General features: G+C 74.8%; 9 protein-coding genes. 6 read left to right on the top strand and 3 right to left on the bottom strand.

Annotated elements, in window-relative coordinates; translation table 11 throughout:
- Positions 1-2: 2 nt before the first annotated feature.
- Both ACF3NH_RS18970 and ACF3NH_RS18965 read left to right on the top strand, forming a co-directional pair.
- Complete coding sequence (locus ACF3NH_RS18970; RefSeq protein ID WP_422925084.1) at positions 3-1,295, top strand: metallophosphoesterase family protein; 1,293 nt, start codon at positions 3-5, stop codon at positions 1,293-1,295.
- Positions 1,286-4,798: an AAA family ATPase gene (locus ACF3NH_RS18965; RefSeq protein WP_422925082.1), complete on the top strand. Its 3,513-nt coding sequence runs from the start codon at positions 1,286-1,288 to the stop codon at positions 4,796-4,798. Before ACF3NH_RS18970 ends, ACF3NH_RS18965 begins: the two co-directional genes overlap by 10 nt.
- 46 nt (positions 4,799-4,844) lie before the next feature.
- On the opposite strand, the gene ACF3NH_RS18960 is transcribed toward ACF3NH_RS18965, so the two are convergent.
- Positions 4,845-6,362: an AMP nucleosidase gene (locus ACF3NH_RS18960; RefSeq protein ID WP_422925080.1), complete on the bottom strand. Its 1,518-nt coding sequence runs from the start codon at positions 6,360-6,362 to the stop codon at positions 4,845-4,847.
- A 143-nt stretch (positions 6,363-6,505) separates the two neighbouring features.
- Between ACF3NH_RS18960 and ACF3NH_RS18955 the strand changes: the two genes are divergently transcribed.
- Positions 6,506-6,883, top strand: coding sequence for a hypothetical protein (locus ACF3NH_RS18955; RefSeq protein ID WP_422925078.1), 378 nt, complete (start codon positions 6,506-6,508; stop codon positions 6,881-6,883).
- 15 nt (positions 6,884-6,898) lie between these two features.
- Here the strand turns inward: ACF3NH_RS18955 and ACF3NH_RS18950 are convergent, their stop codons facing one another.
- Together ACF3NH_RS18950 and olsC are read right to left on the bottom strand one after the other, a co-directional pair.
- Positions 6,899-7,816 carry an NAD(P)-dependent oxidoreductase gene (locus ACF3NH_RS18950; protein ID WP_422925076.1) on the bottom strand — a complete coding sequence of 306 codons (918 nt, stop codon included), beginning with the start codon at positions 7,814-7,816 and terminating at the stop codon, positions 6,899-6,901.
- An 80-nt stretch (positions 7,817-7,896) separates the two neighbouring features.
- Positions 7,897-8,730, bottom strand: a complete 834-nt coding sequence (olsC, locus tag ACF3NH_RS18945; RefSeq protein ID WP_370592011.1) for an ornithine lipid ester-linked acyl 2-hydroxylase OlsC — start codon at positions 8,728-8,730, stop codon at positions 7,897-7,899.
- A gap of 267 nt (positions 8,731-8,997) precedes the next feature.
- On the opposite strand from olsC, the gene ACF3NH_RS18940 reads away from it, so the two are divergent.
- The 3 genes from ACF3NH_RS18940 to ACF3NH_RS18930 all read left to right on the top strand — a co-directional run bounded on the left by ACF3NH_RS18940 (position 8,998) and on the right by ACF3NH_RS18930 (position 13,117).
- Positions 8,998-9,669 (top strand): GntR family transcriptional regulator, encoded by a 672-nt coding sequence (locus ACF3NH_RS18940; RefSeq protein WP_422925074.1) that lies wholly within the window; start codon positions 8,998-9,000, stop codon positions 9,667-9,669.
- A 61-nt stretch (positions 9,670-9,730) separates the two neighbouring features.
- Complete coding sequence (locus ACF3NH_RS18935) at positions 9,731-11,455, top strand: dihydroxy-acid dehydratase (protein WP_198366855.1); 1,725 nt, start codon at positions 9,731-9,733, stop codon at positions 11,453-11,455.
- Between the two features lie 105 nt (positions 11,456-11,560).
- Entirely contained in the window at positions 11,561-13,117 is a 1,557-nt protein-coding gene (locus ACF3NH_RS18930; protein ID WP_198366854.1) for an MDR family MFS transporter, read from the top strand.
- Positions 13,118-13,169: the final 52 nt, after the last annotated feature.

Genomic DNA, 13,169 nt, shown 5'->3' with positions numbered 1-13,169 from the left:
CGGTGACCCGCTTCCGCTTCCTGCACGCCGCCGACCTGCATCTCGACAGCCCGCTGCGCGGCCTCGACGCCGATGCCTCCGCCCCGGCCCGGCGCATCCGCGAGGCCAGCCGCGCCGCGCTGGACAATCTGGTCGGGCTGGCGCTGCGCGAGCGCGTCGACCTGCTGCTGGTGGCGGGCGACCTCTATGACGGCGACTGGCAGGACTACCGGACCGGCCAGGCCCTGGTCGCCGCCTTCGCCCGGCTGACGCGGGCCGGCATCCGCGTCGTCGCCATCCGCGGCAACCACGATGCCGAGAGCGTGCTGACCCGCAGCCTGCGCCTGCCCGAGGGCGCCACCCTGCTCTCGCACCGCCGGCCGGAAAGCCTGGAGCTGCCGGAGCTCGGCCTTGCCGTGCACGGCCAGAGCTTTGCCCAGCGCGCGGTGGTCGAGAACCTGGCGCTCGCCTATCCGCCGCCGCTCGCCGGGCGCTTCAACATCGGCCTGCTGCACAGCTCCGCCGCCGGCCACGCGGCGCACGAGACCTATGCCCCCTGCGCCATCGCCCAGCTCGCCGGCCATGGCTACGACTACTGGGCGCTCGGCCATGTGCATGAGCGCGCCGTGCTGCACGAGGCGCCCTGGATCGTCTTTCCGGGCAATCTCCAGGGCCGGCACATCAACGAGCCGGGCGCCAAGGGCGCCAGCCTGGTAACGGTGCGGGAGGGGCGCGTCGCCGCCGTGGAGCACCATGCGCTGGACGTGGTGCGCTGGCAGCGGCTGACGCTGGACCTGAGCGGGGCCGCCGACCTCGCCGCCGTGCAGGACCGCGCGCGCGACGCCATCGGCGCGGCGGTGGAGGCGGCGGAGGGCCGGCTGCTGGCCCTGCGGCTGGAGCTTGGCGGCACCACGGCGGCGCATTCCGCCCTGGCGCGCGACCCGGAGGCGCTGCGCGCCCATCTGCGCTCCGCGGGGCTGGAGGCGGCCGAGGCGGACAGCTTCTGGATCGAGGCGGTGCGCCTCGCGACCCGCGCGCCCGGTGCCGCCCCGGCGGCGGGCGACGATGCGCCGGCCCGGCTGCTCGGCGCCGTGCGGGACATCGCCGCCGCGCCGCGGACCGCGCCGGAGCTGGCCTCGGCCCTGCAGGACTACGCGACGCAGATGCTGGCCCGCGCGCCCGGCCTGCGCGAAGCCCTGCCCGCCGGCCATCCCGCCCTGCTGCTGGCCGAGGGGGAGCTTCCCCCCGAGCTGCTGCGCCAGGCACGCGACCTGCTGCTCGCCCGCCTGACCGAGGAGGAGGGGGCATGCGGCTGACCGCGCTTTCCCTGCACCACTACGGCAGCTTCCGCGACACGGTCCTGGCGCTGGATCCGGCGCCCGGCCGGGTCAATCTGATCCTGGCGCCGAACGGCGCCGGCAAGTCGGTGCTGCGGAGCGCGCTGGGCGACCTCCTCTTCGGCATCGGCGCGCAGACCCCGATGGGCTTCCGGCACGGCTACGGCGGCATGCAGCTGCGGGCCGAGGGCGCCGGCCCGGATGGCGCGGCCTTCGTGCTGGAGCGCCGCAAGGGCCGTGGCAACACCCTGGCCGGGGCGGACGGCCAGCCCCTGCCGCCGGCCCTGGCGCAACGGCTTCTCGGCACGGCCGACCGGGCCTTGCTCGAACGGCTCTTCGCCCTGGACACCGAGCGGCTGCGCGCCGGCGGCCAGGCGCTCCTGGCCAGCGGGGGCGACCTCGCCGAGGCGCTGCTGCAGGCCGCCGGCGGGCTGCGCCGGGCGCGCGATCTGCGCCAGGCGCTGGAAGGCGAGCGCGACCGCTGCGCGCCGCTGCGCCGGTCCGCGCAGCGCCCCTTCCACCAGGCCGCGGACCGGCTGAAGGACAGCCGCCGCCAGTTGCAGGACAGCCTGATCCGCCCCGCCGCCTGGCGCGAGCGTGAGGCGGTGCTGGACGCCGCCCGCCAGGCCCTGGCCGAGGCCCGCGCGGCCGAGCGCGCGGCGGCGCAGCGGCTGCATGTGCTGGAGCGGCAGCGCCGTATCCGGCCGCTGCTGGCGCGGCACGCCGAGAGCCTGGCCTGGCTGGCCGCGCATCCGGAGGCGCCGCTGCTGCCCGAGGATCTGTCGGCCCGGCTCGCCGCCGCGCGGGACGCGGCACGGCGGGCCGAGGCGGCGCTGCACCTCGCCGAGACGCAGCAGCGCGAGGTGCTGGCGGAGCTGGAAGGGCTCTCGCCGGACCAGGCGGTGCTGGAACAGGCCGCCGCCATCGAGGCGTTGCAGGCCGGTTCCGGCGTCGCCGCCCGCGCCCGCTGCGACCTGCCGGGACTGGAGCACCAGCTGGCGGAGTGCCGCGCCGCGCTGCTCGCCGAGTGTCGCGCCCTTGGACTGCCCGAGGCGACGGCCGAGGCCGCCACGCCGCTGCCCGCCCTGTCCCTGCTGGCCGAAGCCCGGCGCCTGGCCGAGCTGCACGGCACGCTGACCGAGGCGCTGGCCCGCGCGGCAGCGCTGACCGCCATCCGCGAGGCGGCACTGCGGGAGGAGGCGGCCGTGGCGGCGCAGCCCGTGCCCGCCCTGCCGGAGGGGCTCGAGCCCCTGCTGGAGATGCTGGGCGCCGAGGGCGACCCGGACCGCCGCCTGGCCGCCGCCGCGCGACAGGCGGAGGAGGCACGGGCCAGGCTGGCGGTCCAGCTCGCCCTGCTGCCGGCGCCGCTGCGCGACCCCGGACGGCTGCGCGACCTTCCCCTGCCGGAGCCCGGGGCGTTGCGCCGGCTGGCGCTGGCGCATCAGGCGGCGCGCGAGCGGGCCGGCCACGCCGGGGCGGAGGCCGGACGGATCGCCGCCGCGCTGCGGACCGCGCGGCAGGACCGCGCCGCGCTGGATCGCCAGGGCGGCCTGCCGGACGCCGAGGCCCTGGCCCGCCTGCGGGCCCGGCGCGAGGCGGGCTGGCGGCTCATCTATCGCCGCCACTTCGCCGGAGAGGCGCCGGAGACGGCCGAGGAGCACGCCTTCTGCCACGGTGAGCCGCTGCCGCTCGCCTATGCCCGCGCGGTCGCGGAGGCCGACCGGCTGGCCGACCGCCGGCTCGAGGAAGCGGAGCGCCTCGCCCGCGCCGCGGCGCTGGATGCCGCCATCGCCGATCTGCGGAGGGCGCTGGAGGAGGCGGAGGAGACGGCCGGACAGGCCGCCAGGGCCGAGGAGGAGGCCGCCGCCGCCTGGGCCGCGGTGGTCCTGCCGCTCGGCCTCGACGGCATGGCCGGTGACAGCGAGGTGGAGGCTTTCCTGGCCCGGCGCGAGACGGCCCTCGCCGCCGCCCTGGCGCTGGAGGAAGCGGAGGCGGCGTGGCGGGAGATCCAGGCGGGGCAGCAGGCCGCCGCGCGACGCCTCGCCACGGCGCTGGCCCTGCCAGGCGAGGCCGAGGCCGGGCTGCGCGCCCTGCTCGACCGGGCGGAGGCCCTGCGGCGCGATGCCCGGCAGGCCGCCGCCCGCCATGCCGCGATCGCGGCGCGCCGCGATCGCGCCGCCGAGGCCCTCGCCGAGGCGCGCCGGGCCGAGGCCGAGGCCGGCGCGCGCCTGGCGCTGTGGCGTGAGGACTGGCGGCAGGCCCTCGGCGGCCTCGGGCGCGACCCCGCCGAGCCGCCAGGCCAGGCGCTGGAGGCGCTGCGCCGGATGGAGGCGCTGCCGGCCCTGCTGCGGCAGCGCGCCACGCTGGAGCAGCGCCTGGCCGACCTGCGGCACGACCTGGACAGCTTCGCCGCCGGGGCCGCCGGCCTCACCCCCTCCGGCGAGGACGGCACCGACGCCTTCGTCCGGGCCGAGCGGCTCGGCCAGCGGCTGCGCGAGGCGCGCGACCTCGCCGCCCGCCGCGCCGCCCTGCGGGGCCAGGCGGAGACGGCCGCCCGGAACCGCGCCGCCTGCCGCGAGGCGCTGCAGCGGGCCGACATGGCGTTGCAGGGCGTCGTGGCGGCCGCGGGGACGGAGGATGCCAGGGCGGCGGAGGAGCGCATCGCCCTGGCGGAGCAGCGCCGGCGGCAGGAGGCGGCGCGTGACGAGGCCCTGCGCGACCTGCTGGAGGCGGGGGACGGGCTGAGCCTGGCGGCGCTGGGCGAGGAGGCCCGGGGCTTCGGCGCGCTGCCGCTGGAGGAGGCCCTGGCCGAGGCGCGCGCGGCGCAGGAGGCGCAGGCCGGCGCCATCGCCGCCGCCGCCCACCGCGCCGCGCAGCTCGAGGCGGAGCAGGCCACGCTGGTCGGCGACGACACCCCGGCCCGGGCGCTGCAGGAGCAGCAGGCGGCCCTCGCCCAGCTCGGCCGCATCCTGGAGGACGCGCTGCTGATGCAGGCGGCCTCGGGCCTGCTGGACGCCGCCATGGGCCGCCTGCGCGAGAGCGGGGACGACCGGCTGCTGCGGCGGATCGGCGCCGCCTTCGCCCTGCTGACCGAAGGCGCCTACCCCGTCCTGGCCTCCCGCGAGGATGCGCGCGGCGTGGCGCATCTGGTGCTCCGGCACCGGGACCATCCGGCGGAGGAGGTGTCGGTCGAGGGCCTCTCGGAAGGCACGCGGGACCAGCTCTTCCTGGCGCTCCGGCTGGTGGCGATCGAGGACCATGCCGCCGCCGCGCCGCCGCTGCCCTTCCTCGGGGACGACATCCTGCAGAGCTTCGACGATCGCCGCGCCGGCGCCGCCTTCCGCGCGTTGCTGGCGCTCAGCCGCCACACCCAGGTGATCCTGCTGAGCCACCACGAGCATCTGGCCGAGGTGGCGGCCGGGGCGCTGCCGGAGGGCGCGCTGAACCTGCTGCGCCTGCTGCCCGAGGCGGTGCCGGGATAGGGGCGTCCAACGGCCGTTGGACGGGGCGCCGGCTCCATGACCCGGCTCAGCGGAAGGGCGGCTCGTCGAAGGCGCGCAGCTTGCGGGAATGCAGCGCCGTGAGCTGCTCGCGCAGGATGCCCAGCGTCTCGATGCCGATGCGCAGATGCTCGCTCACGGCGCGCTGGTAGAAGGCGGTGGCCGCGCCGGGCAGCTTGATCTCGCCGTGCAGCGGCTTGTCCGAGACGCAGAGCAGCGTGCCATAGGGCACGCGCAGCCGGTAGCCCTGCGCCGCCAGCGTGCCGCTCTCCATGTCCACGGCGATGGCGCGGGAGAGGTTGATGCGCAGCCGCTCCTGCGACCAGCGCAGTTCCCAGTTGCGGTCGTCGTAGCTGACCACCGTGCCGGTGCGCAGCCGGCGCTTCAGCGCCTCGCCCGCCGCGCCGGTGACGCGCGCGGCGGCGTCCTGCAGGGCGAGCTGCACCTCGGCCAGGGCGGGCACCGGAATCTCCGGCGGCAGCAGCTCGTCGAGGATCTTGTCGCGCCGCAGGTAGCCGTGGGCCAGCACGTAGTCGCCGATCTCCTGGCTGGGCCGCAGGCCGCCGCAATGGCCGATCATCAGCCAGCAATGCGGCCGTAGCACCGCGAGATGGTCGGTGATGGTCTTCGCGTTGGAGGGGCCGACGCCGATATTGACGATGCTGATCCCCTCCCCCTCGGCGCGCAGCAGGTGGTAGGCCGGCATCTGGAAGCGCTGCCAGGGGCTGGCGGCGACCAGCGCGGCCGCCTCGCCGGGCGCCATGCCGCGCCGCACCGTGCCGCCGCCGGGCAGCACGAGCCGGTCGTGCGGGCTCGCCGGATCGGCCAGTTCGGCCAGGCCCCAGGCGACGAACTGCTCGACATAGCGCTGGTAGTTGGTCAGCAGGATCCAGGGCTGCACGGCGCGCCAGTCGGTGCCGGTGTAGTGCACCAGCCGGCGCAGCGAGTAGTCGACCCGCGCGGCGTCGAACAGCGCCAGCGGCCGCGGCGCGCCGGGCCGATGGCGCCAGAGCCCGTCCGCCACCTCGTCGCCCACGGCGGAGAGGCGGGGCACCGGGAAGGGCCGCGCCAGCTCGGCGGCCCCCACCCGGCCGCGCGCCAGCTCGTCGCCGCCTTCCAGGACGTAAGGGTAGGGGATTTCCTGGCTGCTCGGCCCGACCTCCACCGTGGCGCCGTACTCCGCCATCAGGGGTCCAAGCTGCTGCAGCAGGTAGTCGTGGAAGCCCGCCGGCTGGGTGACGGTGGTGGCATAGACGCCGGGTTGCTGCAGCTTCCCCCAGGCGCGCCGGGTGCGTGGCGGCGGGCGGTCGGAGGTCCAGGCGAGGCGCAGCGCGGGATAGCGGAAGGCCTCGCGCTCGGCGCGGCTGGGCGGGGCGCCGCCGCTGATGAAGCGGTCCAGCGCGGTGCGCTCCGCCTCCACCGCCGCATCGTAGAGGCTGGTCAGCCGGGCGACGGCGGCCTCGGGACTGTCGCAGGGCTGGTGTGTGCTGAGGGCCATGCAGGCGATATAGAATGGCCGCGCCGGGCCGGTAAGCCGGGGCGGCATGATCCCTCCGTGACGCCAGCGGCAGGGCGCCTCCCCTTCCCGGCCACCGGACTGTGATCGGACGCACAGCCTGGCCGGCCGCCTTCTGCTCCGCTGCGGCGCGGCCGCCCAGCCCCGGGAGGCCGACCCAGGGGAAGGCGGGGATGGGGACCAGGCTCGGCACGATTGGCGCTTCCGGCCCGCCCGGACCCGAGCCGGCAAGGCGGGCGGCCGAGCTGCGGCCCCGCTATCACGGCCTCACCATCCTGGCCGGCTGGGATGCCGGGCTGCGGAGCTACTGGCTGGAGGTGACGCGGGTGCCGCCGCCCGAGCATGCGGAGGATCGGCTGGTCTTCCGGGCCGGCCAGGCCGAACGGGAGATCCCCGATCTCGCCGCCCTGGCGGCCATGCTGTCCCCCTATGCGGAGACCGACGAGCCGGCGCTGCGCCGCCTGCTGGAGGAGACGGCGGGGACGAGCCTTCCCGCCGGCGCCCCGGCGGCCGCTTGGCGGCCGGCGGAGGGGACACAGCCCGCCGGATGACCGCGGCGGGCGGGCTCAGGACCCGGCGGCGATGCGCCGGCAATGCTCCAGCGCCGCCTGCACGAGCTTGTCGCCGGCCTCCGGCGTGCGGAAGGCGGAATGGGCGGAGAGGGTGACGTTCTCCAGCGTGGTCAGCACATGGCCGGCGGGCAACGGCTCGATGTCGAAGACGTCGAGCGCGGCATGGGCCAGGGCGCCGGAGCGCAGCGCCGCGACCATCGCCGCCTCGTCCACCACCGCGCCGCGCGCCGTGTTGACCAGCACCGCGCCGGGCCGCAGCCGGGCCAGGCGCTCGGCGGAGAGGAAGCCGCGCGTCTCGTCATTCAGCAGCAGATGCACGGAAAGCACATGGCTCTCGGCCAGCAGCCGGTCGAGCCCGACGAACTCGACGCCCTCGGCGCTTTTGGGCGTCCGGTTCCAGGCGAGCACCGTCATGCCGGCGCCACGACAGAGCCGCGCCATCTCGGCGGCGATGCCGCCGAAGCCGAGCAGGCCGACGGTCTTGCCGGTCAGCTCCAGGCCGTCGGTGCGCAGCCAGCGCCCGGCGCGCATGCCCCGGTCCATGCCGGCGATGCCCTTGGCGGCGGTCCACATCAGCGTGAAGGCCATCTCGGCCACGGCGGTGTCGCCATAGCCCTTGATGATGTGCACCGCGATGCCGCACTCGGCCTCCAGCGCCTCGGGGTTCATGTAGGAGCGCGCGCCGGTGCCGAGGAAGACGACATGCCGCAGGCCCGGCACCTGCCGCGCGATGTCGGTCGGCAGGGCGGTGTGGTCGATGATGGCGATCTCGTGGCCGGCCAGCACGCCCGGCAGCGCGTCCGGCGTGATGTCCGGCTGCAGGTTGATCGTCACCTCCGGATCGGCGTCCCGGCGCAGGCGGCGGAAGACCGCGCCCAGCGCCTCACCGGCATCGACGAAACAGGCGCGCATGGGACTCTCCTCGGAGGTGGCGGGCCGCGGGGCCCGAGGGCATAGAGGAGGCCCCCTGACCGCGCAATGATCCGCCCGCCTCAGGCCTGGGGACGGTTCCGCAGGGCCTCGGCCTGGGCGTAGAACTTCTTCTCCCAGTCCTTGTGGTTGTCGGCGCCCTCGCGGATGAAGGGCGTGAAGATGGCGAGGTTGAGCAGGGCCCAGTTGACCAGCCGCGCCGGGAAGCCGAGCGGCTTGACGAAATCGACGAACAGCACGACGCGGACCTTGTCGGTGTGGTTCCAGGCCTCGTGCTCATAGGCGTCGTCGAAGATCAGCGCCTTGCCTTCCTGCCAGTGGCAGACCTGCTTGTCGACACGGATGGCGAGCTGACCCTCCTCCGCCTGCGGCACGATCAGGCCGAGATGCAGCCGCAGCACGCCGTTGTAGGGGCCGCGATGCGCCGGCAGGTGCTTGCCCGGCTCGAAGATGGAGAACATCGCCGTCTGCAGGCCGGGGATCTTCCGCACGATCCGCCAGGTCTCGGGACAGGTCCTGGTGTTGCGCTCGGAGGTGACGCCGTAACCGGTCAGGAAGAAGGTCTTCCAGCGGTTGTCGGTGCTGATCGTCTTCACGTCCGTCGCGATGTCGTGGAAATTCGGCAGATCCTCCCGCCGCTCCAGCACCTTCTCCAGCTCCTTCCGGATCAGCGGCCATTCGCGCTCGATCTCGGCCGCCCAGGGGAAGGTCGCGTTGTCGTAGACGGGCGGGTTGCCGACCTTGGAATGGCGCAGGTTCAGCCGCTCCGCCCAGGCGACGATGCCCATGAACATCCGCGTGAGGGCGCTGGGCCGCTCCATGGGCGCCATGCCCGCGGTGCCGAAGGTCTGGGCGGGCTCGCCGGGCCGGGCGGTCTGGGTCGGGGAGTGCTGCACTGATGTCATCCTCTGATCTTGCCGGACGGCGCTGCGGCCGCCCGGCTGGCCGCCGGGGTTCTTGCCCTTGCCCTCGGGCCGGGTCCGGCGGAAGCCATCGCCGGCGGCGCCTCGGGTGTCACGGATTATTAATAGGCGCTCTCATCTGACTGTAAATTGCGCGGTGCGGACCGGTTGCGGAGTCGGCTGGGCTAGCCAGGGCTAAAATTGTCGATAATCTTGTCGATCAAGCTCCCGGCCCCCGCCGGGGGGACGTGGAAACCCTCTATGCCGGACACCGTCAGCGCCAGGGCCGAGGCCGCCCCGACCCCCCGCCTGCTCGCCAGGACCCTGGAGGAGGACATCGTCCTCGGCCGCCTGCACCCGCGCGAAAGGCTGGTGGAGGAGGAGCTGATCCAGCGCTTCGGCGCCACCCGCCACGTCATCCGGCTGGCCCTGACGGAGCTGGAGCGCATCGGGCTGGTCGAGCGCATCCCGCATCGCGGCGCCCTGGTGCGGAGCTACGCGCCGCAGGATGTGCGGCAGCTCTACAACCTGCGGGAGCTGCTGGAATGCGAGGCGGCGCGGCTGATCCCCCGCCCCCTGCCCGCCGCCGACCTCGCCGCCATCGAGACCCTGCAGCGGGAGCACGATCGCGCCGCCGGCGCGGCCGATCTGGCCGCCCTGTTCCGGGCCAACCAGGCCTTCCACCGCCGCATCAACGACTGTTGCGGCAATGCCTTCCTGGCGACGGCGATCGAGGCGGCCGCGCAGCGCGCCCATGGCATCCGCTTCCTCGCCTCGATCTCGCCCGAGGCGCGGGAGGCCGCGCGGCGGGAGCACCACGCCATGATCGCGGCGCTGCGCGCCGGCGATGGCGAGACCCTCATCGCCCTCACCCGCGCGCATCTCCAGCCCTCGCAGGCCGCCTATCTCCGCGCCTATGGCAGCGGTCCCTGAGCCGGCGCCCTTCCCCTCCACCCGGCGCTCCCTGGCGCCCAACCCCGCGAAGTCCAGCATCATGAGCGACGACACCCCGCACGGCCTGTCCCGTGGCCTCACCAACTATGGCGACCGCGATTTCGCCCGCTACCTCCGCCTCTCGATGGCCCGCGCCATGGGCTATTCGACCGATCTGCTGAGGAAGCCCGTGGTCGGCATCGCCAGCACCTACAGCGAGTTCAACAACTGCCACCGCGGCGTGCCCGAGCTTGTGACGGCGGTGAAGCGCGGCGTGCTGGCGGCGGGCGGCCTGCCGCTGGAATTCCCCACCATCTCGCTCGGCGAGGTCTTCCTCAACCCGACCAGCCTGTTCTTCCGCAACCTGATGGCGATGGACACCGAGGAGATGATCCGCGGCCAGCCGATGGATGCCGTCGTGCTGGTCGGCGGCTGCGACAAGACGGTGCCCGCCCAGCTCATGGGCGCGCTCTCCGCCGGCCTGCCGACGGTGCAGGTGGTGACCGGCCCGATGATGACCAGCCGCTGGCGGGGCGAGCGACTCGGGGCCTGCACCGATTGCCGCCGCTTCTGGGCCAAGTACCGCGCCGGCGAGATCGACGACGCCACCATCGAGGAGGTGGAGGGCAATCTCGCCACCACCGCCGGCACCTGCGCGGTGATGGGCACGGCCAGCACCATGGCCTCGCTGGCCGAGGCGCTGGGCATCATCCTGCCCGGCACCGCCGCCATCCCGGCCGTGCATGCCGACCGCATCCGCGCCGCCGAGGCCTCGGGCGCCGCCGCCCTGGCGCTGGCCCGCGCCGGCACCACCATCCGCGACATCATCACCCCGAAATCGGTGGAGAACGCGCTGCGCGTGCTGCTGGCCATCGGCGGCTCGACCAATGCCATCATCCACCTGACCGCCATCGCCGGCCGCGCCGGCATCCCCGTGGACCTGCACCGGCTCAACGAGCTGTCCGACACCACCCCCGTCCTGGTGGACCTGAAGCCGACCGGTCCCTTCTACATGGAGGACCTGCACGCGGCGGGCGGCATCGGCGCCGTGCTGCGCGAGCTGAAGCCGCTGCTGCACCTCGACTGCCTGACCGTCAGCGGCGAGACGCTGGGCCAGCGGCTGGAGGGCGGCCCGGGCCATGTGGACCATGCCGTGGTGCGCCCCCTGGCCGAGCCGCTGCAGCCGCAGGGCGGGCTGGTGGCCCTGTTCGGCTCGCTGGCGCCGCGCGGCGCCATCCTGAAGCGCGCCGCCGCCGACCCGAAGCTGTTCGAGACCGAGGCGCGGGCGGTGGTCTTCAGCTCGCTGGAGGACCTGGCGGCGCGGATCGACGATCCCGACCTCGACGTGCGCCCGGACGATGCGCTGGTGCTGCAGAACGCCGGCCCGCTCAGCCCCTCCGGCATGCCCGAGGCCGGCTACCTGCCGATCCCGCAGAAGCTGGCGCGCGCCGGGGTGAAGGACATGCTGCGCATTTCCGACGCGCGGATGAGCGGCACCGCCTATGGCACCATCGTGCTCCACGTGACGCCGGACGCCGCGTCCGGCGGGCCGCTCGGCCTGGTGCGGGACGGGGACCGCATCCGTGTCTCGGTGCGGGAGCGGCGCCTCGATCTGATGGTCGAGGCGGCCGAGCTGGAGCGGCGCCGGGCCGAGACGCCGCCCGTCACCGCCCAGGCCAAGCGCGGCTACGCCAGCCTCTACCGGCGCGAGGTGCTGCTGGCCGATCAGGGCTGCGACTTCGATTTCCTGCTGGAGAACCCGCAGGGCGCCGCCCGCGGCGGTTGAGCGGCCGGGGGGCGCTTTGACACCGGGGGGGCGGCCGGCCCAGAAAGGCCGGCCCGCCGGCCTGCCCTCGGCCCGGCGCGAGATGCCAGCACAGGCCGGAGCCGCATGAACGACCAACCCACCCCGGCGGCGAATCCGCCGGCGCCCCCCGCCGGCACCGCGCCGAAGCGGCAGCTCCGCATCGTCCTGGCCGGGGCGCTGCTGACGATGATCCTGGCGGCGCTCGACCAGAACATCGTCAACACCGCCCTGCCGCGCATGGTGGGGGAGCTGGGCGGCATGGCGCATCTCTCCTGGGTGGTCACCGCCTTCATGCTGACCTCGACCACCACCACGCCGCTCTACGGCAAGCTCTCCGACACCTTCGGCCGCCGCACCCTCTTCTTCCTGGCCATCCTGATCTTCCTGGGCGGCTCGCTGCTCTGCGGCGTGGCGCAGTCCATGGGCCAGCTCATCGCCTTCCGCGCCATCCAGGGCATCGGCGCGGGCGGGCTGCTGACCCTCTCCCAGGCCGCCATCGGCGATGTCGTCTCGCCGCGCGAGCGGCCGCGCTACCAGGGTCTCTTCACCGGCACCTTCGCCCTGGCCAGCGTCGCCGGGCCGCTGCTCGGCGGCATCATCACATCGGCCCTGTCCTGGCGGTGGGTGTTCTACGTCAACCTGCCGATCGGCCTGCTGGCCCTGGTGATGATCGGCCTCGGCCTGCCGCGCTCCACGACGCCGCCGAACCGGCGGCCAGTGGACATCCCCGGGGCGGCCCTGCTGGCGGGCGCCACCACCGCCCTGCTGCTGCTGCTGGCCTGGGGCGGCAGCGAGTTCCCCTGGGCGTCCTGGCCCGCCCTCGGCATGGCGGCGCTGTCCGTGACCCTCTATGCCCTCTTCGCCTGGCGCGAGCTGCGGGCGCCGGAGCCGCTGATCCGCCTGCCGCTGTTCCGCAACCCGGTCTTCGCCCGCGGCGTGGTGGTCGGCGGCATGATGACCTTCGCCATGCTCGGTTCCACCGTCTTCCTGCCGCTCTACTTCCAGCTGGTGCTCGGCATGGACCCCGCCCATGCCGGCGCGATGATGCTGCCGCAGGTGGTCGGCATGGTGCTCAGCTCGGTCGTCGGCGGCCGCATCGTCTCGAAGCTCGGGCGCAACAAGCTGTTCCTGCTCGCCGGGCTGGGGCTAGAGGCCCTGGCACTGGCCAGCCTGGCGCTCTTCGCCTGGTTCGCCGCCCCGCCCATGGTCTTCCTGGTCTCGATGGGGCTGCTCGGCCTCGGCATGGGCATGGGCATGCCCAACCTGACGACCGCCGTGCAGAACGCCGTGGCGCACCGGGAGCTGGGTGCCGCGACCGGCGCCATGACCTTCCTGCGCTCGCTTGGCGGCGCGCTCGGTGTCGCCGCCTCCGGGACCATCATGACCTCGCGGCTGCAGAACGCCTTCGCCGGGCTCGATCCGGCCGAGGTGGCCCAGGTCACGGCGCATGGCGTGGAGGCACTGGCGCGCTTCACGCCGGCCCAGCAGGCCGCCATGGCCGATGCCTATCGCGCCGCGCTGACCGGTTGCTTCCTGCTCAGCGGCGCCGTCATGACGGCCGCCTTCCTGCTGGTGCTCGGCCTGCCGGAGGTGACGCTGCGCGACCGCATCGGCGACGAGGCCGGACCGCCTCCGCGCTGAAGGCTCCTCTGCGGGGACTCCGGCCCGGCATATGCCCTTTGTGCAGGCGCGA

Origin of the sequence: Pseudoroseomonas sp. WGS1072, assembly GCF_049340465.1 — a bacterium.
In the GTDB taxonomy this organism is placed as follows: Bacteria; Pseudomonadota; Alphaproteobacteria; order Acetobacterales; family Acetobacteraceae; genus Pseudoroseomonas.
Note: the sequence above shows the minus strand (reverse complement) of the source record. Positions and strands in the feature narration are given on the sequence as shown.

What these genes read in the sequence shown, in the direction of transcription:
- ACF3NH_RS18930 (WP_198366854.1), top strand. Translation starts at nt 11,561, where the DNA reads ATGAACGACCAACCCACCCCGGCGGCGAATCCGCCGGCGCCCCCCGCC.
- ACF3NH_RS18950 (WP_422925076.1), bottom strand. Translation starts at nt 7,816, where the DNA reads ATGCGCGCCTGTTTCGTCGATGCCGGTGAGGCGCTGGGCGCGGTCTTC.
- ACF3NH_RS18965 (WP_422925082.1), top strand. Translation starts at nt 1,286, where the DNA reads ATGCGGCTGACCGCGCTTTCCCTGCACCACTACGGCAGCTTCCGCGAC.
- ACF3NH_RS18940 (WP_422925074.1), top strand. Translation starts at nt 8,998, where the DNA reads ATGCCGGACACCGTCAGCGCCAGGGCCGAGGCCGCCCCGACCCCCCGC.
- ACF3NH_RS18935 (WP_198366855.1), top strand. Translation starts at nt 9,731, where the DNA reads ATGAGCGACGACACCCCGCACGGCCTGTCCCGTGGCCTCACCAACTAT.
- ACF3NH_RS18960 (WP_422925080.1), bottom strand. Translation starts at nt 6,362, where the DNA reads ATGCCGCCCCGGCTTACCGGCCCGGCGCGGCCATTCTATATCGCCTGC.
- ACF3NH_RS18955 (WP_422925078.1), top strand. Translation starts at nt 6,506, where the DNA reads ATGGGGACCAGGCTCGGCACGATTGGCGCTTCCGGCCCGCCCGGACCC.